A 17,196-nucleotide genomic window follows, 5' to 3' on the forward strand; every position below is an offset into this window, starting at 1 on the left:
GGGCCCGGAACGTCAGAAGCAGGAGTAGCCGGGGACGATCGTGCCTCCGCCGCTGCGCCAGATCGCCGGCCGGACCGAGGTCATCCGGTCGTTCCAGGTCGAGTTGAAGCTCCTCGCCTGCCCCGGCTCGACCCGCAGCGAGGTGCTGCCGCCGTAGTTGGGGTTCGCGTAGACGCAGACCGGAGTCGACGTGCGGTTGTACCAGGAGCTGGCCATGTCGTTCCAGGTTCCGTTCGCGCCGCTGTTGGTGGAGCTGCGGCAGCCTCCGCACGGGTTGTTCTGCAGGTTGGCGTTGCGGCCGGCGCCGAGGTTGTACCGGGCGCCGGAATAGTTCGAGTCCACCCAGAAACAGAGACTGCCGTTCGCGCAGTCGCCGGCCGCGGCCGAAGCCGGCGACACCACGCCGAACACACCGGCCAGCACCATCCCGAGGCTCACCATGAGCGCCGTGATCCTTGTTCGCACCTGCATCCTGTTCCCTCCCCAGATGACGCGCGCAAGGTTAGCGGGATGCGCGGGCCGGTCTCATGGCCTTTCCGGAGTGGAGAGGTGGGACATTCGGCCAGGTCAGCGCCGTGCTGCGGGGCTTCTGCGGCGGGCGATGGCCGGAAACAGTTCACTCGCCGGGATTAGCCGGAAAGGCGGAGAAGGTGGGTACCCGGGCACCCCTGCCCTGGAGCGGAGGCCCTCCCGGCCGCGAATCTGTTGTCGACGCACCGGTCCCACCTCCGGGACCCGGTCACGAGCAGGAGGTTTCGCGATGACACACACCACCCGGACCAAGCGCACCCTCCGCGCACGTCTCGCCGCCCTGGCCGTTCTCGGCGCCGTGGCGACCGGCGGCGCGGTGGCCGTCCCCACCCCGGCGCTGGCCGCGAGCACCTACGGCCCGGTCACGATCAACTGCGGCATCGTCACGTGCAGCGCGTACCTGTCCCGGTCGGCGACCAAGGCGGCCTACCGCAAGCTGACGATCGGCGGCGGAGGCTTCGCGGCGGCCGCGGCGGTGGTCTGTGCACCGCTGATGGTGCCGCCGCTGACCCCGATCGGGGTGGCGTGCGGGGCGGTCGCCACCGTCCACGGGGCGTGGATCGCCCAGTCGATCACCGAGGCCGCGACCATGCACGGCTCGCGGGGAGCCTGCCTGAAGGTCACCTACACCCGGCCGGTCCGCGGTCTGTCCACGATCACCTACTGGTCGACCAACAACGGGACCTACTGCAAGAACTGACCGCGGGCGTTCAGCATGGCGCAGAAGAGCGCGCCCTGTTCGAGGGCGTCGTCGAGGGCCACGTGGCTGTGCGGGGAACGGTCGAACCAGGCCCGCGGCATGGTCCGCTTCACCGTCGACCGGAAGTCGGTGCCCAGCAGGGCCATGGCGTACGACTTCATGTCCAGGGCCGAGTGGGAGAACGGGCTCGCACCGGTGAAGCGGATCAGGTACCAGTACACGAACATGAAGTCGAAGGCCGCCGGGTAGCCGACGAAGACCGGACGGCCGGGCAGGCCCTCCAGCCAGGTGCGGTAGGCGGCCATCGCGGTCGCCGGGTCCTGCTGGTCGGCCCGGCACGCCGCCCACGCCTCCGGCTGGGTCTCCCACCAGGCCATCGTCTCCGGGTGGCCGCGCGCCTCGGGAAGCGTGGTCAGGTTGGCGGTGAAGGTGCCCAGCAGGGTCTTGTCGGCGGTGAGGGCCGCCGACGCGAAGCTCAGCATCGAGTGCGGGCCGGGAATCGGGCCGTCGGACTCGATGTCGGTGCTGATGTAGATCTCGGGTCGTGCCACTCCGGCACCATAGGTGGCACGATCCGCGACGTCGACCGGATTCGCTAGCGGGGTCCCTCCGGAAGGGAAGGCCCCAGCCCGGCGGCCGCGAGTCGGCCGGGACGGTCCGCCCCGCTCGCGGGGTGGCCCCGGTCGGGTGTGGTGTGGTCGGGGACCGGGTGGCTCGTACCACCTGATGTCCAACGCCGTGTGAGACGGACCAGCAACCGGCGGGATGGTTCCTCGATGTACCGATGGGCGCCCTCGGCGATCAGGAGCAGCACGGCGAGGGTGATGAGCAGGGCGCCGTAGGGGGCCCAGCCGCCGCCGGTCTTGATGCGGTCGGCGGTGCCCAGGTCGAAGAGGATCCAGCGGTGGGTGATGTAGAGGGCGTAGCTGGCCAGGCCGAGACGGACCATCACGGTGGTGGAGAGGATCCGGGCCATCCAGCCGCGGCCGGACGCAAGACTGATCATGACCAGCGCGAACGGCACCACGAAGAGCAGGCCGTAGGCGGCCGAGCTCCAGCCGGAGCCCATCGGGCGGAAGGCGGCCAGGCCGAAGACGTAGCTGAAGACGAACGTCTGGATGGCGTGGTGGCGCCGGGTGGACCAGCGCCCGGTGTACGGGATGAGGAAGGCGACCGCCATACCGGTGACGAACATCGGCAGGTGGCAGAGCGGGTTGCGGTAGAGCCAGCGGTGCGCCGAGGTCGGGTTGTCGGCCTTGAACGAGGAGTGGCCGGTCAGGTGGAAGGCGGCCCAGAGCGCGAGGATGACCGTGGCCATCGCGAGAATCAGAACGATCAGGCCACGCCAGCCGAAGCGGCGGGCCAGCCCGGCGACGAGCGGGACGAGGAACGGGAACAGCGCGTAGAAGAACAACTCGACGCCGATGGACCAGCCGGGGCTGTTGTAGTAGCCCATCGCCACCTTGAGATCGCCGCTCCAGGTCTGTACGGCGAGCAGGTTCTGCAGCAGCGCCCAGCCGTGGTTGGGCCGGCCGTACACCCAGAGGTAGATGGCGCAGTAGGCGATCACCGCCCAGTAGAGCGGCATGACCCGGGCGATCCGGGCGATGTAGAACTTGACCGTGCGGCGGCCCTCCCACCCCTTGAGGTGGGAGTAGTTGTAGGCGAGCACCACCCCGGAGAGCATGAAGAACATCGGGACGCCGATGTGGCCCCAGCTCGCGATCTTGTCGAGGTGCTCGGGCAGGCTCGCCGGCACTCCACTGTGCGAGATGACGACACCGATCGCCGCGACCGCCCGTAGGCCGGTGAGGGCCGTGAGCACGGGCCTGTTCTGTTCTGCCACTTACCTGGTCCCTCATGTGCGCGATGCCGACTCGGCATTGCAGCAGCGGTCGGCGAACGCAGAGTGTCGGGAGAGGAAATGCACAGCGAAAAGCGCCGCCCGGCGGGGGACCGGGCGGCGCTTCTCATCCGGGGGGACGTCAGCCGAGCTTCACCTTGAAGATCGGGTTGGCGGCCAGCTTCTTGAACGCGGCCAGGCTCGCCTTGGTGCTGTCGATGCTGATGTCGCGGTCGCCCTGGTCGTCCTTCTTGGTGTCGAAGTGCACGATCGCCTTGATGGCGGGGCGCTTGCGCAGCTCCGAGACGACGCTGTCGTAGACGGCGGCCTTGTCGGTGGTCTTGCCGACGCGGTGGTAGGCGCCCCACTCGGCGACCATGATCGGCTTGTTCTTGTGCTTGGTCACGGCCCAGTCGTAGAAGCCGAGGCCGCCGCCCTTGGGCTTGCGGTCCAGCAGGTCGGCGAAGTCACCGAAGTGGTAGTAGCCCTTCTCGACCGAGACGTAGGAGTCCAGGCCGATCCAGTCCACCACGTCGTCGCCGGGGTACAGGTCGGCCCACCAGGACTGGGCCATCCACTTCTCGTTGCCCATGTAGGCGACGACGTTGACGACGTTGGTCACGCCCTGCGAGCGCAGGCGCTTGATCGTGTGCCGGTACATGGCCGCGAAGTCCTTGGCCTCGTAGCCGGAGCCCTTCGTGGCCTTGACGTCGTTCTCCGGCTCGTGGTTGAGGACCAGGAAGAACTTCTTGCCGTACGACTTGGCGCGCGCCGCGAAGGCGTCGATCCGCTTGTTCTGCTCGCCCTTGGCGACCTTGGCCCACGACGAGCCGTAGGCGATCTTCCAGTTGAGCAGCAGGGCACGCGGGTTGGCCGGGTCGTTGGTCATCGCGATCTCGGCCTTGGTGGGGAACGCCTCGTCGCCCTTGTGGTACTGGTGGAACAGGCTCGCCGTCCGGCCGCTGGCCTTCTCCCAGGTCTTCAGAGCCTGGTCACGCGGCGTGCTGGTGAATCCACCGGCCGCGCCGCCCCAGAGGACGCCGCAGGACGGGACGAGCTTGGCGTCGGTGACACATGCCGCGGGGGCGGCGGTGGCAGCGGTGCTCGGGGCCAGGACGGCTCCGGTTCCCGCGAGAACGGCGGTCAGAGCTGTCAGGAACTTCGGCAGCTTGGCCAGGCGCATTCAGTGACTCCCCCAGTTTGTCCGGCGCGTTGTCGGCCGGGCATGTGAAAGAGATTCCAGGGCGGGAGGTGCGGGCCGAGTGCCCGTGCCGGTGCCACCCGGTTGCGGAGAAACGAGCCCCGAACGGGCGGATCCCCTTGCACGGCCGGGCGGCGGGCGGTAGCCAGGGGAGATGGACTTGATCATCGACGGCCACAACGACCTGCCGATGCGCCTGCGGGAGTGGCACGGTTCGGCCGTGCCCCGCCTGCACGAGGAGAGCCCGGGCCTGCACACGGATCTGCCGCGGCTGCGCAGAGGGGGCGTGGGCGGGCAGTTCTGGTCGGTGTACGTGCCGTCGGACCTGCCGGAGCCGGTGGCGTTGGCCAGCACCCTGGAGCAGATCGACCTGGTGCACCGGCTGGTCGCCGCGCATCCGGACGACCTGGCGATGGCCTACACGTCGGCGGACGTGGAACGGGCAATCGCGGGCGGCCGGATCGCGTCGCTGATCGGCGTGGAGGGCGGGCACTGCCTCGCGAGCTCCCTGGGCGTGCTGCGATGCCTGGCGCGGCTCGGCGTCCGCTACGTCACCCTCACCCACAATCACCACACCGGGTGGGCGGACTCGGCGACGCAGGACGCGGCGCACGGTGGCCTGACGGCCGAGGGGCGGGTGATCGTACGGGAGATGCAGCGCCTGGGCGTGCTGGTGGACCTGTCGCACGTCTCCGCCGCGACCATGCACGCGGCCCTGGACGAGGCCGCCGCCCCGGTGATCTTCAGCCACTCCGGCGCCCGGGCGGTGACCGACCATCCGCGTAACGTGCCCGACGACGTGCTGGCCCGGCTGTCCGGCAACGGCGGGGTGATCCAGTTGACGTTCGTGTCGTTCTTCGTGTCGCCGCAGGTCCGGGACTGGTTGCAGGCCGCCGACGACGAGTGGGGGCGGCTGGGCCTGCCCCCGTACGGCGACGACTGGCCGCGTGCCCCGCGCCCCGGTGAGGAGCCGGCGAACGTGCCGGTGAGCGTGCCGCACGACTGGGCGGCGGAGCCGGCGTTCGCGCCGTGGCTGGCGGCGAACCCGAAGCCGTCGGCGACGGTGGCCCAGGTGGCCGACCATGTGGAACACGCCCGCGAGGTGGCCGGCATCGACCACGTGGGCATCGGCGGCGACTTCGACGGCACACCGGAGGTGCCGGACGGCCTGGCCGACGTGTCCGCCTATCCGCGGCTGCTGGCCGAGCTGCGCGATCGCCGGTGGTCACCGGCCGACCTGGCGAGACTCGCGAACCGCAACATCCTCCGAGCGATGCGGGACGCCGAGGAACATGCCGAGGAACCGCTCTGGCCACGCTGAACCATCACCTCGAACAGGGGCACCGACTGAGATGTATCGACATCTGTCACTTTCTTGTAACTTCGGCCGCGGGCACCAGCCCGTTCCCCCGAAGGCAAGAAGGGACGTCACATGCGCCTCTCAGCCCGGATCCTCCTGGCCACCGCTGTCGCGGTGGCCGGAATGTTCGCGCCGGCCGCCGCCCTGGCCGCGCCGCCCGACCCCGGCCCCGCCACCCAGGTCGTCGGCGGTGAGCCGGCCAGCGAGAACTACTCGTTCATGGTCTACGTGTCCGGCTGCACCGGCTCGCTGATCAAGGCGAACTGGGCGGTCACCGCCGCGCACTGCCCCACCCCCAGCACCGTGCGGGTCGGCAGCATCAACCGGTCCAGCGGCGGAGTCGTCGTCTCGGTCCGCCGGGCCGTGACTCACCCGCGGATCGACGTCAAGCTCCTGGAGCTGGCCTCCTCGGTGACCTACGCCCCGGCGCCGATCCCGACCACGTCCGGCGCGGTCGGCACCGCCACCCGGATCATCGGCTGGGGCCAGACCTGCCCGACCCGGGGCTGCGGCTCCACCCCGACGGTCGCCAACCAGCTGAACACCTCGATCGTCGCGGACAGCCGCTGCTCCGGCATCGACGCCGCCTACGAGATCTGCACCAACAACACCAACGGCAACGCCGGCGCCTGCTACGGCGACTCCGGCGGGCCGCAGGTCCGGCAGGTCAGCGGCCGGTGGGCGCTGATCGGCGTCACCAGCCGGGCCGGCAACAACAGCTCGACCTGCGCCACCGCCCCGTCGATCTACGGCGACCTGCCGTCGATCCGCGCGTGGGTGAACACCCAGGTGGGCGGGCTTCCGGCCTGACCCCTCGGCACGAGCGGGCGGTCAGGCCGCCCGCCCGTGCCGCACCGCCACCACGCCCGGCATCGGGGAGACCTCGTCGACCAGGGCGGGGAACACCCCGGGACTCGTCAAACCGATCTCCCAGAAGTACGGCACCCGCATGCCCGAATCACCGGTGAGCTCCCCGCCGTCGCAGTACGCGTAGCGGTACTCGTCGTCGGTAGGGTCGTAGTGGAACGAGAAGGACGTCGCGCCCCAGACCCGGGCGATCGCCGCCTGGGCGTAGTCGCGCTGCTCATTCGTCGAGTCCTGGGCGATGTAGACGCGCGCCACCCGGCTGTGCGCGACCTCGGCGGGCGGCGCCCACGGGGCCCGGTCGCCCCAGAGGACGCCGGTGTAGCTGAGCACCAGGTCGCCGCGGGACGCCCAGAACGCGGCGGTGCCGATCGGCGTCACGGACTCCTCGTCCTCCTCGAAGGTGACGTCGCCGTGCACGTCCCAGCCGGCGGCGGCCAGCCGGTCCCGGGCGCCCCTGGCGTAAGCGAGCACGTCACGGGTCCCGTCGTCGTGCTCGATCCAGTAGTCGGCGAAGCCGTAGACGGTCTGCTCGCCGTCACCACTGGGCACGAAGGTCTCCGCGTCGCCGCCGCCCCACACCTTCCGGCCGGGGAAGACGGTCTCGCCCAGCGCCCGCGACTCGGCGCCGGACGGCAGCGACGGGGCGGCCGCCCAACCGGCCCGGGCCGCCGCGGCCGCCCCGAGCAGGCCCGAGGCGAGCGCGATCAGGACGGCCAGGACCACCACCGCGGTGCTCGCCGGCCGGCCCAGGCGAGCGCGTAGGCCGTACCCCACGAGGTTGAGGATCTCCCGGCCGGTGGGCCGGACGCGCTCCGGCGGAGCGCACTCCAGGAGGGTCGCGAGCATCTCGGCGCGGCGCGGGCCCGGCGGAGAGAAGCGCAGCCAGAACGCATAACGCCGGGTGAGCCGGTCGCTCATGACGACACCGGCCCCAGGCCGAATCGGCGACGGGCCGCCAACTGGGCGGTGGCGGCCTCGACGCTCGCGCGCAGCCGCTCGGTCTCGGCGTCCAGCGCGGTCGCGCCGCCCGCGGTGAGCCGGTAGTAACGGCGGGGACGGCCGTCGACGGTCTCCTCCCGGTCGAGCTCGACAAGGCCGAGGGCGACGAGCCGGTCCAGGGCGGCGTAGAGCGTGCCCGCCTGGAGGGTGATCCGGCCGTCGGAGAGGCGGCTCACCTCCTGGATGACCGCGTAGCCGTAGCGAGGCTCGGGGGCCAGCGCGGTGAGGATCCAGAACGTCGGTTCACGCATGGGTGCGGGCGGCATGCGGCCCAATATAAAGATGATCTGACTATGGGGTCAACCGATGTTCGCCTTTGGCTGTTTGTGAACGAGTGGGCTCGAACGATCGCGTGAACGTTCACATCATTACCAAGGTGTTGCCAGACACGTTCCCCGCGTGGAAGGACGAGACCTTGAGACCCACCCTTCTCCGAGCCGTCATCGGCGGCCTCACCGCGCTGGCGCTGATCCCCCTCGGCGTCGTCACCGGGGCGTCCCCGGCGGCCGCCGTCACCAACCAGTTCCGCGGCATGAACTGGGCCGTGCTCGGCGACAACTTCAGCACCGGCCCGCTCGTCGTGCAGGGCCTGAGCCAATCCGACAGCAACGCCACCGTACGGGCCAAGGCCAACGCCCTCTACGACGACATGGCCGCGATCGGCGTCAACACGGTCCGGCTGCCGATCAACACGCACACCGTCGGAACGACCTGGTGGAACGCCTACCGGGGTGCGATCGACGCGGCCACCGCACGCGGCTTCAAGGTCATCCTCGCCTACTGGGAGGACGGCGCCGCATCCGGCGGGCGGATCACCAACATCGCCGCGTGGAACACCATGTGGTCCAACGTCACCTACCTGTACGGCGCCAACACCAACGTCTACTTCGAGCCGATGAACGAGCCGCACGGCTACAGCTCGGCCGAGTGGCGCAACGTGGCCGCGAACTGGATGAGCTACCACTACTCGGCGGTACCGGCCCGGACCCTGATCGGCGGCACCGGCTACAGCCAGGACCTGCGCGACGTCTGCAACGACAGCCGGTTCAGCGGGACGCTCCTGTCGTTCCATCACTACGCCTTCTTCTACAGCGCCATGACGTACGACGCCTTCCGCAGCCACGTGCAGACCCGCCTCGGCAACTGCGCCTCCCGCGCGGTCGTCACCGAATACGGCGCGCCCATGTCGACCGGCCTCAACTACGCCGATGCCGGCAGCACCGACAACTTCGTCCGCCACATCAGGGCCGTCACCCAGGTCATGCGCGACAACCAGATGGGCGGCGTCTACTGGCCGGCGCTCGGCGGCAAACCCACCGGGACCTCCGGCTTCGACTACTACTCGATGTTCGCGTTCAGCGGCAGCGGCACCAACCTCAACCTCGCGGTCCGCAACACGTCCGGCCGCGACCGCATCCGGTACGGGTGGGGCCTCTAGAGAGCGTTCGGAATCAGGGTGTGTGCCGGCGTCGGCTGGCCATAGCTCAGCCAGGTCATGACGTCGCCGGCAGCCCGTTCACGCCGCGGTTCACGGACTGGTCGCCGAGACGTCGCTGCCCTCGGCCCGGGGGACTGGCCACCAAGACGTCTCCGGCCCATCGCCCCGGGGGACTGGTCGCCGAGACGTCCGCTGCCCTTGCCCCGGGGGACTCGTCACCAGGACGGTCCCTGCCTTCGCCGAGCACGAGGACGAGCACAGGCGCACACGAACACCGATCGTGCGACCCCAGCCACGCCCCCACAACCACCAGCGCACACGAACACCGATCGTGCGACCCCAGCCACGCCCCCACGACCACCAGCGCACACGAAACCCCGATCGTGGGCTCTCACCAACGCCAGGGCGACGACCAGCGCACACGCAACCGCTACGTGTGCGCCCATCACCGCCAGCGACCACAGAGAAAATCGACCACACGGACCACTGACACGCGCGGGCCGGCTCGCCGACGCCGGTGCCGCGCCGCACTCGCACCCGAGCAGCGGTTCGCGCGGGCACAAAACCCATCACCGGGCCGTCCGGCGCACCCGGTAGGGGAACCCGGGCTCAGCCACCGACCGTAGACGGCGGCGAGAACACCCGAACCCGGCAGGTAGGCCGGCCCGGGGCGGCGGCGACCTGGCACAGACCCTGACCTCGGAAGCTCCCAGCCACCGAACCGGACCGGGGCGGCCGGGCCACGGCGTGGCCCGGCCGCCCCGAGCGAGCTGTGCCGAGGCAGACTCCGACTTCAAACGGTGGCTAGCCTCGAAGGATGATGCGCGACGAGTTGGTACGGCTGCGAGCGGAGTTCACCGCCTCGGCCGCGACGCTCGCCGCCGACCTGGAGGCGCTGTTCGAGGCGTCCCGTGACGTCAACGGCGACGACGAGCACGACCCGGAGGGCGCCACCGTCGGGTTCGAGCGCGCCCAGCTGACCGCGATGCTGGCCGCCGCACGGCAGCGCGTCGACGAAGTGGACGAGGCGCTGCGGCGGATGGAGACCGGGAGCTTCGGTGTCTGCGAGGGTTGCGGCCAGCCGATCCCGTCGGAGCGGCTGCGGGCTAGACCGTTCACCCGCAGCTGCGTGACCTGCGCCTGAGTGGGAATGTCGTACCCCCGTGGCAGGCTCGGGGGGTGTACGAGGAATGGGCGTCACCGCTGCCGCACGTCGTCGCATGGCGCAGTGTCACGCCGCCCGGCGAGGGCCGGGCGAAACGGATTCTGCCGGACGGCTGCCTCGACCTGATCTGGCAGGACGGCTCGGTCTTCGTCGCCGGACCGGACACCACGGCCCAGATCGGGCGTCCCCCACCCGGCAGCCGCTATGCCGCGCTGCGGTTCGGCGCCGGCACCGGGCCGGGCGTGCTGGGGGTGCCCGCCTGCGAGCTGGTCGACCGCCAGGTGCCGCTGGAGGCGCTGTGGCCGGCCGCCGAGGTCCGGGCCGTCGCCGAGGCCGACGACCCGATGGCGGCGCTCACCACCGCCGCGGGCCGGCGCTGGCAGGGCGCCGATCCGCTGATGGTCGCGCTGGCCGGGGCCGCGCGGGCCGGGTCACCGGTGGGCGCGGTCGCCGAGCGCTGCGGGCTCAGCCCACGGCAACTACAACGGAGGAGCAATGCCGCTTTCGGGTACGGTCCGAAGACCCTCCACCGGATCCTGAGGCTGCAGCGGGCCGTCGCGCTGGCCCGGGCCGGCCGTCCGTTCGCCGCCGTGTCGGCCGACGCGGGCTACGCCGACCAGGCCCACCTCGCGCGGGAGGTGCGGGCCATGGCCGGCGTGCCGCTGCGTGACCTGCTCTGACCCCGCTCCCGCCTGCTCCGGCTTCGCCTCCCGCACGCGCCCACTGCCACGCCCCCGCGAGCGCCGCCTTCCCGCGCCCCGCGAACGCCGCCTCCTGCACGCCTGCCGCGCCCCTACTGCCGCGCCCCCGCGAGCGCCGCCTGCCGCTACGCCTCCCGCGCGCCTGCTGCTATGCGTCCTGCTTCGCCCAGGCGAAGAGGTCGACGACGTTGCCGTCGGGGTCTTTCACCTGCGCATACCGCTGGCCCCAGGGGGCGTCCCAGGGCTGGTGGACCGACGGGTGGCCGGCGGCGACCAGGTCGGCGTGCACGCTGTCGACCTCGGCCGCGTCGGCGCAGAGGAAAGCCCAGCCGCCCGACGGTGACCCCGGCTCGTAACCGGGGTCGAAGGTGCGCAGGGAGGCGTGCGTGTCCCACATGAGCCGGATGCCGCCGGCGACCACCGCCTCGGTGTGCGGCTCGAGTTCGGCGCCGTCCGGGAACTCCAGGCCCAGCCGCCGGTAGAAGGACAGGGACGCTGCCATGTCGGCCACAGCCAGGCCGATCGCGTTGAAGGTGGGTGCCATGGACCTGACGCTACGAGACACCGGGAGGCCGGGTCTTGAACGAATCAGACATCGGCGTCGTAGGCGGTGCGGGCCGCGAGGACCGACTCCTGATGCCGCACCGACCAGTGCAGCAGCTCGGTCAGCGGGCCGGCCAGGGCACGACCGGGCGCGGTCAGCTCGTATTCGACCTTCGGCGGCACGGTCGCGTGGACCGTACGGGTGACGAGGCCGTCGCGTTCCAGACCACGCAGCGTGTGTGTGAGCATCCGCTGGCTGATGCCCTCGGCGGCGCGCATCAGCTCGGTGAAGCGGCGTGGTCCGGGCAGCAGCAGCACCACGACGATCACCGTCCAGCGATCGCCGATCCGGTCGAGGGTGTCACGCAGCGGGCACTGCTGTTTCATCGCTGGTGTCACCGTCATGCCGGGTGGCAGCAGTAGTGCGAGCTCCATCGGTTACTCCCGTGTGCCTGGGGCAGGAAACAGTGCGTTCTTCCGGGTGGGCGGATGCTCGCCGACGATGGGCGGCATGGGCAAACGAATTGCGGTCACCGGTGGGGCCGGGGCGCTCGGGTCAGCGGTCGTGCGCCGGCTCCGCGGCCGGGCGGAGCTCATCGTGCTGACCAGGCGGCCGGAGACCGTACCCGCGGGGGTGGAGGTTCGCCGTGCCGATTTCGACGACATCGGCCCCTCAGCGTTCGCCGGGGCCGATGCGGCGCTCGTGGTCAGCACCGATCACCGCGACAACCGTCACCGGGCGGCCCAGCATGCGGCAGCCGTCACGGCGGCGGCCGAGGCCGGAGTCGGGCATCTCGTCTACACGTCGCTGGTCGGCTGCGACGGGCCGCCCGACATGCTCAACGCGGCCCACCGGGCGACCGAGGCCTCGCTGCGCGCTTCCGGGGTGCCGTGGACGGCCCTGCGCAACAACCTGTACCTGGAGGGACTCGACGGTCTGCAGGCCGCCGCGGCGGCGACGGGACGGCATGTCAGCAACGCGGGCGGCGGCGCGGTGTCCTATGTGAGCCGGTCACGGTGCGCCGAGTTCGCGGCCGAGACGCTGCTGGGTCCGGCACGGGGTGTGGTCGAGGTGCACGGCCCGGTGCCCCTGGACACGGTGGCGGTGGCGGCCCTCCTCAGCGCGCGGCTGGGTCGCCCAGTCGAGCCGCTCCTGCTGGACGACGAGCAGTACACCGAGCACCTGTTGTCGACGAGCGCCCCACCACCGTTGGCGGCCGCGCTGGTCGCCCTGGGCCGGGCCGTACGAGCCGGCGTCTACACCGGCCCACCGGCCCACTCACGCTGAGCGAATCGCCGCCACGATGTGATCGTGCGCAACCTGATCGTGCGCGACCTGCCCCGGCCCGCCCATCACGCATGCCCGTCACAGCGAGCCGGACCCTGCGGGGGCCGTCCTGCTGTGCGACAGACGGCTCGTCGCCACGGCTTCGGTCGAGTTGCCGGCGGAGTTGCGGGCCGAGGCGGCCGGACGGCGGATCCTGCTGCATGCGATGCACTCCGTCTCCGACGCGTTGACGTTCGCGGTGTGGGAGGACGGGAGGCTGGTCCGCTTCCTGAGCCTCTCCCCGGATACCGGCGTCGTGCGGAATCTCGGCGAGCCGTTTCCCTTCGAGCGCCCGTACTGGGCCGGCGAGCACCCGGTCACCTCGGTCATCCCCGGCGTGGGCCCCTATCCGCTGCCGTTCCACCCGCTGGATCTCGGCGAGGAGGCGCTACGCGCATTGTTCGGCTTCATCATCGAAGGCCGTCTCCAACCTGACGACGTCGACGCCGAAGCCGTCACGCTGCACGGTTTCCGGGTCGCCGACCCGACCGGCCGGGAGACAGCCGAGACCCGGACAGCGCCGCCCCGAACGGCCGAGACCCGAATACCGTCGCCAACCGGCACGACGCTCCAAATGGCCAAGACCGGCAACGCTCCGGAGCGGCCCAGGCCCGCAAGGCTGCTCAGACCCGCAAGGCTGCTCAGCCGTCAGCGGCCCGGACCGCGGCGGCGACCGGTTCCAGTCCGGCGATCAGCTCGTCGAGCTCGTCGGGGGTGAGCACCTCGTACGGCGGAGCCGCCAGCTCGTCGGTGAGTGCCTCGATCCGCTCCCTGGTCTGCCGGCCGGCCGTGGTGAGACCGCCGTCGGCGTCCACGAGACCTCCGGCGCGTAACCCGTCGACGACCGCGGCCAACTGCGGCCGGGGCAGGTGGTGGACCCGGCCGAACTCCTCCGCCCGCATGCCGAGGGCGAGAGCGAGCAGGACGTGGGCCTCGGTGCCGCCGATGCCGTGGGCGACCAGGGCCACCGTGTGGCCGTCGCCGCGGTGCTCCCGCAGCAGCGTCGCCGCGTGCCAGAGCCGGGCGACCGTCTCGTCGGGCACGGCGAGCACCCGGAGCCCGGCATAGAGCGGCCGGCCCTCGGTCGGCGCGCTGACCGCGGCCCGGGTGGCGAGCTCGGCCAGGCGCGCCAGACCGGGCGAGTCGGCGAGCTCCCCGATCATCCGCCGCAGCGCGGTGGCGCTGCCCCGCTCGCGCACGACGATCGCCTCCCGCGGGGTGATCCTGCCCCACACCCACGGGATGTGGCGTGCCACCTCACCGTCGGCGAAGTTGTAGAAGACCGCGTGCACCACCTCGGCCGGCGCCGTGCCCAGCGGCGCGGCCCGGCCAGCGAAGTAGCCGTCCCAGTAGTTGCGCATGCCGACGGCCAGGAACGCCTCGTTCGGCACGTCGGAGAAGGTGACGGCGCCGATCGGCTCGACCAGCTCGAACATGCGGTGGATCTTGGCAGGTGGGTGTGGCATCGGGCGACGGCTCCCGGTGGTCGGCTATACGGGCTTCCAGGTGTACCGGATGTCGGGGGCCTTCTCCTCGTTTCCGGAGCCGTCGGTCGTCTCGGCCTCGGTGAAACCGTGACGGAGGTAGAGCTCCCGGGCCCGGCCGTTGGAGGCGAAGGTCCACAGCTGCAGGCCGTCCGGGCGGCGCGACTTGGCCAGCTCGACCAGGCGCGAGCCCAGGCCATGGCCGGTGGCGGACGGCTCGACGTAGAGCTGGTCGATCCAGTCGTCCTCCAGCACCAGCACTGCCAGCGGGCGGCCGTCCGGCGCCTCGGTCAGCCACACCTCGCGGTCGGGGACCACGACGGCGGCGACCCACGCCCGGATCTCGTCGTCGGTGTGGGCCGGCGGTGGGATCGCGTCGCCGGCGCCGCGCCGGGAACGGATCAGCACGTCGGCGACGGCCGGGGCGTCGGCCGGCCCGGCTCGGCGAGTCACGCCCGGCAGAGTCATGACCGCCATCCTTTGCACGGCCGGTCACGGGCGCAACCGCATTTCGAGTGTCCCGGCCCGGGCGTCTCCCGGCGGGTGACGATTCGTACGCTGCCGGGCATGCAGATCGAGTTGGTCGCCCTGATCGTCGACGAGTACGACCCCGCCATCGCGTTCTTCACCGGGGTCCTCGGTTTCGACCTCGTCGAGGACTCGCCGTCGCTCACCACCGACGGGCGAGCCAAGCGCTGGGTCGTCGTCCGGCCGCCCGGCGCGCGGACCGGCCTGCTCCTGGCCAGGGCCGACGGGGACCGCCAGAGCGCCGCGGTGGGCGATCAGGCGGCCGGCCGGGTCGGGTTCTTCCTGCGCGTCGACGACTTCGACACCACCTTCGCGCGGATGGTGGACGCCGGCGTCACGTTCGTCCGGCCGCCGCGCGCGGAGCCGTACGGTCAGGTCGCCGTCTTCCTCGACATCGCCGGCAACCGATGGGATCTGCTGGGCGCCCCGCCGGCCGACTGATTCCGGCGAAGGCCGACAGATTCCGGCGAAGGCCGGCTGACTCCGGCGAAGGCCGGCCGGGTCCACCGCCCGCCGGCTGATTCCGCCGCCGACCGTGAAGATCAACATCGAGCCCCGCCAATCAGAAGGGACACTGGGCTACGAGAGGCAACGATGGGTGGACAAACGATCGGCGAGGTGGACGTGGCGGGTCCCGATGCCGATGTCGCCGCGCTGCTGCGGTCGCGGACCGAGCCGGAGTGCTTCGCCGCGCTTTTCGAGCGCTATTTCGCGGCCCTGCACGGCTACGCGTCGCGCCGGCTGGACGGGGCGGGTGGCGACGATGTGGCCGCCGAGACGTTCCTCATCGCGTTCCGGCAGCGGGACCGGTTCGATCCGGCGCGCGGGTCGGTCCGTGCATGGCTGTACGGCATAGCGACCAACCTGATCCGGGCGAGGCGGCGCGAGGAGGCGCAGGGCTGTCTGGCGTACGCCCGGGCCGCCGCCCATCCGCCGGACGAGCCGGTGCACGACGAACGGACGGCCGACCGCGTCACGGCCGAGGCGGCCGGTAAACGGATCGTCGCGGCGCTCGCCGAGTTGTCGGCCGGGGACCGGGACGCGTTGCTGCTGGTGGTGTGGGGCGAACTGTCGCACGAGGAGACCGCGGCCGCTCTCGACATCCCGGTCGGCACGGTCGGCTCCCGCCTGCACCGGGCCCGCCGCAAGATCCGTGCCGCGCTGGACGACGTCGATCCGAGCCGCCCGACCGAGAGGACCGCCCGCCATGGATGAGCTCGATCTGCTGGCCGGCGCCCGGCCGGTCCCGCCACCGGACGCCGACACCACGGCGGCCGCCCGGGCCCGGCTGTTCGACCTGATCAACGCGGAGAAGACCGCGATGGGCCGGCACCGCTTCCGTCTGTTCGGGCCGGCGTTCACCACGAGGACCGCACCGCGGGCCCGGCTGTCGAACACGTCGGACCCGACGCGCCGGGCCCGGCTGTTCGGATGGGGCCTGGTCCCGGTGGTGGCCGCCGCCGTCGCGCTGGTGACGGTCCTGACGATGCCGTGGACGCCGCCGGACGATCCGCCCGGCCGTGACGTCGACATCGCCGACGCCGGCCCGCGTCCGCCGCAGGAGCTGCGGAATCTCCTGCTCGCCGCGGCGGATCGGACGGCCGGCGACGACCCGGCCGCCGGGCGCTTCTGGGTCTCCGAGGTCGAGTCGGGGACGCTGATGCAGGTGGGACCGGCCGACCGCCGGTACGCGATCATGGGCCGCACCCTGGAGACGACGTGGCACACGACCCGCGGCGACGACCGGGCCGTACACCTGCAGCAATGGGCCGGTGGCGCGCCCGCCTCGGGCGCCGACCGAGCCGCGTGGGAGCGTGCCGGCTCGCCGTCGAGCTGGCTGAAAGACGAGTCGTGCCCCGCGTCGGGCACCGTGACCGCCGGGCCGGGCGCGACGCGCACGGTGGTGAGCGAGCCGGGGGCGAGCACGTTCGCGATCGGCGGCGTCGACCTCACCGCGGCGCAGGTGCGTGAGCTGCCGACGGAGGCCGGCCGCCTGCAGGTGCACCTGATCGGCTCGCTGCTGCGGACCAGCCCGGAGCTGACCGCGGCCGAGCTGTCGGAGGCCCTCTTCCACTCCATGACCAACCTGCTCTTCCAAGCCCCGAGCACGCCGGCTGTCCGGGCCGCCGCCTACCGGCTGCTGGCCGATCTGCCCGGACTGCGCGACCTGGGACCGGTCACCGACCCGAAGGGCCGCGCCGGCAATGCCGTCACGCTCGTCACCAACGAGGAGACCCCGGGCGTACGGCAGGCCGACACCGGTGGCGCACGGGAGGAACGCCTGATCTTCGACCCGCGGTCGGGGCGGCCGTTGGCGCGGGAGACGCGGGTCCTGCGGCCGGCCGACTACCTGTCGTGGGTGCCGGCTCGTGCGGTCTTCGACTACGAGGTGGTCCTGCGGACGCGGTGGACCGGGGACGTCCCGCCGCCGACCGGGGGCGCCCTGCCGGAGGACGTGCTGGAGCAGCCGGCCTGTTGAGCCGCGGCCGTTCGCCGGGGCGTGAGGGGG

Annotated in this window: 21 protein-coding genes; 11 read left to right on the plus strand and 10 right to left on the minus strand. The window is 71.8% G+C overall.

All coding sequences use genetic code 11. From position 1 onward, the window contains the following. Positions 1-12: 12 nt before the first annotated feature. Entirely contained in the window at positions 13-471 is a 459-nt protein-coding gene (locus ACQPZW_RS33590; protein WP_433790031.1) for a peptidase inhibitor family I36 protein, read from the minus strand. A gap of 289 nt (positions 472-760) precedes the next feature. On the opposite strand from ACQPZW_RS33590, the gene ACQPZW_RS33595 reads away from it, so the two are divergent. After that, positions 761-1,231, plus strand: coding sequence for a hypothetical protein (locus ACQPZW_RS33595; protein ID WP_433790032.1), 471 nt, complete (start codon positions 761-763; stop codon positions 1,229-1,231). Here ACQPZW_RS33595 and ACQPZW_RS33600 read toward each other — a convergent pair. The 3 genes from ACQPZW_RS33600 to ACQPZW_RS33610 all read right to left on the minus strand — a co-directional run bounded on the left by ACQPZW_RS33600 (position 1,216) and on the right by ACQPZW_RS33610 (position 4,257). Continuing rightward, positions 1,216-1,782 carry an exonuclease gene (locus ACQPZW_RS33600; protein WP_433790033.1) on the minus strand — a complete coding sequence of 189 codons (567 nt, stop codon included), beginning with the start codon at positions 1,780-1,782 and terminating at the stop codon, positions 1,216-1,218. The genes ACQPZW_RS33595 and ACQPZW_RS33600 overlap by 16 nt on opposite strands. Before the next feature lie 44 nt (positions 1,783-1,826). Further along, positions 1,827-3,056, minus strand: coding sequence for an acyltransferase family protein (locus ACQPZW_RS33605; protein ID WP_433790034.1), 1,230 nt, complete (start codon positions 3,054-3,056; stop codon positions 1,827-1,829). Positions 3,057-3,216: 160 nt separating this feature from the next. After that, complete coding sequence (locus tag ACQPZW_RS33610) at positions 3,217-4,257, minus strand: glycoside hydrolase family 26 protein (protein ID WP_433790035.1); 1,041 nt, start codon at positions 4,255-4,257, stop codon at positions 3,217-3,219. 172 nt (positions 4,258-4,429) lie between these two features. Between ACQPZW_RS33610 and ACQPZW_RS33615 the strand changes: the two genes are divergently transcribed. Next, on the plus strand, positions 4,430-5,596 hold the full coding sequence (locus ACQPZW_RS33615; RefSeq protein WP_433790036.1) for a dipeptidase: 1,167 nt from the start codon (positions 4,430-4,432) through the stop codon (positions 5,594-5,596). 162 nt (positions 5,597-5,758) lie between these two features. After that, positions 5,759-6,445, plus strand: a complete 687-nt coding sequence (locus ACQPZW_RS33620) for a S1 family peptidase (protein ID WP_433797687.1) — start codon at positions 5,759-5,761, stop codon at positions 6,443-6,445. Between the two features lie 21 nt (positions 6,446-6,466). Here the strand turns inward: ACQPZW_RS33620 and ACQPZW_RS33625 are convergent, their stop codons facing one another. Both ACQPZW_RS33625 and ACQPZW_RS33630 read right to left on the minus strand, forming a co-directional pair. Beyond that, complete coding sequence (locus ACQPZW_RS33625; RefSeq protein WP_433790037.1) at positions 6,467-7,420, minus strand: hypothetical protein; 954 nt, start codon at positions 7,418-7,420, stop codon at positions 6,467-6,469. Then, positions 7,417-7,767, minus strand: a complete 351-nt coding sequence (locus ACQPZW_RS33630; RefSeq protein WP_433790038.1) for a PadR family transcriptional regulator — start codon at positions 7,765-7,767, stop codon at positions 7,417-7,419. The genes ACQPZW_RS33625 and ACQPZW_RS33630 overlap by 4 nt, the downstream gene beginning before the upstream one ends. 149 nt (positions 7,768-7,916) lie before the next feature. On the opposite strand from ACQPZW_RS33630, the gene ACQPZW_RS33635 reads away from it, so the two are divergent. The 3 genes from ACQPZW_RS33635 (at position 7,917) to ACQPZW_RS33645 (ending at position 10,784) form a co-directional block, all read left to right on the plus strand. After that, a complete protein-coding gene (locus ACQPZW_RS33635) occupies positions 7,917-8,939 on the plus strand; it encodes a glycoside hydrolase family 5 protein (RefSeq protein ID WP_433790039.1) in 1,023 nt (340 codons plus the stop codon). Positions 8,940-9,756: 817 nt separating this feature from the next. Next, positions 9,757-10,083: a TraR/DksA family transcriptional regulator gene (locus tag ACQPZW_RS33640; protein WP_433790040.1), complete on the plus strand. Its 327-nt coding sequence runs from the start codon at positions 9,757-9,759 to the stop codon at positions 10,081-10,083. 35 nt (positions 10,084-10,118) lie between these two features. Then, the gene (locus tag ACQPZW_RS33645; RefSeq protein WP_433790041.1) at positions 10,119-10,784 is read left to right on the plus strand and encodes a helix-turn-helix domain-containing protein; all 666 of its coding nucleotides are present in this window, start codon (positions 10,119-10,121) and stop codon (positions 10,782-10,784) included. A 169-nt stretch (positions 10,785-10,953) separates the two neighbouring features. Here the strand turns inward: ACQPZW_RS33645 and ACQPZW_RS33650 are convergent, their stop codons facing one another. Next, a complete protein-coding gene (locus tag ACQPZW_RS33650) occupies positions 10,954-11,349 on the minus strand; it encodes a VOC family protein (protein WP_433790042.1) in 396 nt (131 codons plus the stop codon). Positions 11,350-11,393: 44 nt separating this feature from the next. Continuing rightward, positions 11,394-11,783, minus strand: coding sequence for a winged helix-turn-helix transcriptional regulator (locus ACQPZW_RS33655; RefSeq protein WP_433790043.1), 390 nt, complete (start codon positions 11,781-11,783; stop codon positions 11,394-11,396). Positions 11,784-11,859: 76 nt separating this feature from the next. Between ACQPZW_RS33655 and ACQPZW_RS33660 the strand changes: the two genes are divergently transcribed. Then, positions 11,860-12,636, plus strand: a complete 777-nt coding sequence (locus ACQPZW_RS33660) for an NAD(P)H-binding protein (protein ID WP_433790044.1) — start codon at positions 11,860-11,862, stop codon at positions 12,634-12,636. 151 nt (positions 12,637-12,787) lie between these two features. After that, positions 12,788-13,393 carry a DUF6928 family protein gene (locus ACQPZW_RS33665; protein ID WP_433790045.1) on the plus strand — a complete coding sequence of 202 codons (606 nt, stop codon included), beginning with the start codon at positions 12,788-12,790 and terminating at the stop codon, positions 13,391-13,393. On the opposite strand, the gene ACQPZW_RS33670 is transcribed toward ACQPZW_RS33665, so the two are convergent. Continuing rightward, positions 13,317-14,111, minus strand: coding sequence for an SCO6745 family protein (locus ACQPZW_RS33670; protein WP_433790046.1), 795 nt, complete (start codon positions 14,109-14,111; stop codon positions 13,317-13,319). The two genes, ACQPZW_RS33665 and ACQPZW_RS33670, sit on opposite strands and share 77 nt — an antisense overlap. A 54-nt stretch (positions 14,112-14,165) precedes the next feature. Beyond that, on the minus strand, positions 14,166-14,627 hold the full coding sequence (locus tag ACQPZW_RS33675) for an N-acetyltransferase family protein (protein WP_433790047.1): 462 nt from the start codon (positions 14,625-14,627) through the stop codon (positions 14,166-14,168). Between the two features lie 99 nt (positions 14,628-14,726). On the opposite strand from ACQPZW_RS33675, the gene ACQPZW_RS33680 reads away from it, so the two are divergent. The 3 genes from ACQPZW_RS33680 (at position 14,727) to ACQPZW_RS33690 (ending at position 17,166) form a co-directional block, all read left to right on the plus strand. Continuing rightward, the gene (locus ACQPZW_RS33680) at positions 14,727-15,128 is read left to right on the plus strand and encodes a VOC family protein (protein ID WP_433790048.1); all 402 of its coding nucleotides are present in this window, start codon (positions 14,727-14,729) and stop codon (positions 15,126-15,128) included. Positions 15,129-15,281: 153 nt separating this feature from the next. Further along, positions 15,282-15,902, plus strand: coding sequence for an RNA polymerase sigma factor (locus tag ACQPZW_RS33685; RefSeq protein ID WP_433790049.1), 621 nt, complete (start codon positions 15,282-15,284; stop codon positions 15,900-15,902). Then, positions 15,895-17,166: a CU044_5270 family protein gene (locus ACQPZW_RS33690; protein ID WP_433790050.1), complete on the plus strand. Its 1,272-nt coding sequence runs from the start codon at positions 15,895-15,897 to the stop codon at positions 17,164-17,166. Before ACQPZW_RS33685 ends, ACQPZW_RS33690 begins: the two co-directional genes overlap by 8 nt. Positions 17,167-17,196 lie beyond the last annotated feature (30 nt).

This window comes from Actinoplanes sp. CA-252034 (genome assembly GCF_050956125.1).
In the GTDB taxonomy this organism is placed as follows: domain Bacteria; phylum Actinomycetota; class Actinomycetes; order Mycobacteriales; family Micromonosporaceae; genus Actinoplanes.